Below are 1578 nucleotides of genomic sequence, written 5' to 3'. Positions count from 1 at the left end.
TGAAAACGGACAGAGCTATGTCTACAAGGTAGACGAAAATAAACGGTTAAAACAGCAGTTTGTTAAGACCGGAAAAACATTATTTTCACAGTACATTGAAATTAAAGAAGGTTTAACCAACGAAGATAAAATCGCATTCCCATATGGTAAAAATGTTAAGAACGGTGCAAAAGTAAAAGATGCTGATGACACCAGTGAAATGATGTACTAGGAGGTGGAACAGTGTTAGAGAATATACGATTGTCCTTTCAGGGCATCTGGTCACATAAGATGAGGTCATTTTTAACCATGCTGGGTATCATCATTGGTATCGCATCTATTATTTCCATTGTTTCCACAATCCAGGGAACCAATGAGCAGATTAAAAAGAACCTGATCGGCGGAGGTAACAATACGGTAACAGTAAGCCTGAGCCAGGGTGACTGGGATGATTATTCCCTGTCCGATTACGACTCCCTGCCTAAGGGAGTGCCCGTAATCTCAGAAGAGACAAAAAAAGAGATCAGTGATATAAACGGCGTCGAGAAAGTATCATTATATACAAGAAGAGCGTATGCTGATGGAATCTACCATCAGAATACCAGCCTGGACGGCGGAGGAGTCTACGGAGTAGATCTGGATTACTTTGCCACCTGCGGCTACATAATGAAGACCGGGCGTCCATTTCTACAAGAAGATTACAAAGATTTTCGTAAAGTTGCAATCCTGGATGAGTCGGCAGCTACCAGTCTGTTCCAGGATGAAGATCCCCTTGGAAAAACCATAGAAATAAAAGGAGAGCCATTTACCGTAATCGGTGTGGTGGTAAAAAGTGATCAGTTTGAGCCGGTTATTAATTCTATGGAAGATTATGCAAACTATAAGGGGAATGAAGCAAGCGGTATTGTTTACCTGACCTCTTCAGCCTGGTGTATCCCATATCAGTATGATGAGCCTCAGAATATAGTTATGAAAGCGGAGAGTACGGATGATATGAGTACAATCGGCAAGAAGTGTGCAGACATTGTAAATGCCTCTGTTACAAATACTGATAATATAAAATATAAAGCTTCCGATGTATTGCAGATTGCGAAGGAAAAAGAAGAACTGAGCGCAGCTACAAACAATCAGCTGCTGTGGATTGCAAGTATATCCCTTCTGGTAGGCGGTATCGGTGTAATGAATATTATGTTAGTATCGGTTACGGAACGAACCAGTGAAATCGGTCTGAAGAAAGCGATTGGTGCTAAGAAAAAGAGCATCTTAGGACAGTTCCTTACCGAGGCGGCGGTGTTGACCAGCCTTGGAGGTATCATCGGCGTTATAGCGGGCATTATCCTCGCCCAGGCGATATCTAAGATATCGCAGATTCCGGTGGCAATCAGTGTTCCGGCAATTATCGGTTCTGTTATTTTCTCAATGCTGATCGGAATTATCTTTGGTTTGCTTCCCTCTGTTAAGGCAGCGAAGCTGAATCCAATTGATGCACTGCGTCATGAATAAGTTTTTATAAAGAGAAGTAAAGAGAATTCGGATCTCCCCAAAGCAGCTCATGCATATGTGAATGGCATTGCTGCTTTGGAGGGATTTTTTGTTTTA

1 protein-coding gene and 1 pseudogene are annotated in these 1578 nt (G+C 42.1%); both read left to right on the top strand.

The window, feature by feature from the left end:
- Positions 1-211, top strand: a pseudogene (locus ACH2DQ_RS22665) (hypothetical protein); the annotation flags it as partial.
- A gap of 11 nt (positions 212-222) precedes the next feature.
- On the top strand, positions 223-1482 hold the full coding sequence (locus ACH2DQ_RS22660) for an ABC transporter permease (RefSeq protein WP_394915878.1): 1260 nt from the start codon (positions 223-225) through the stop codon (positions 1480-1482).
- The last annotated feature ends 96 nt before the right edge of the window (positions 1483-1578 follow it).

The organism is Robinsoniella sp. (assembly GCF_034124845.1).
The sequence above is the reverse complement of the archived record's forward strand: the minus strand, read 5'-3'. Positions and strand labels throughout refer to the sequence as shown.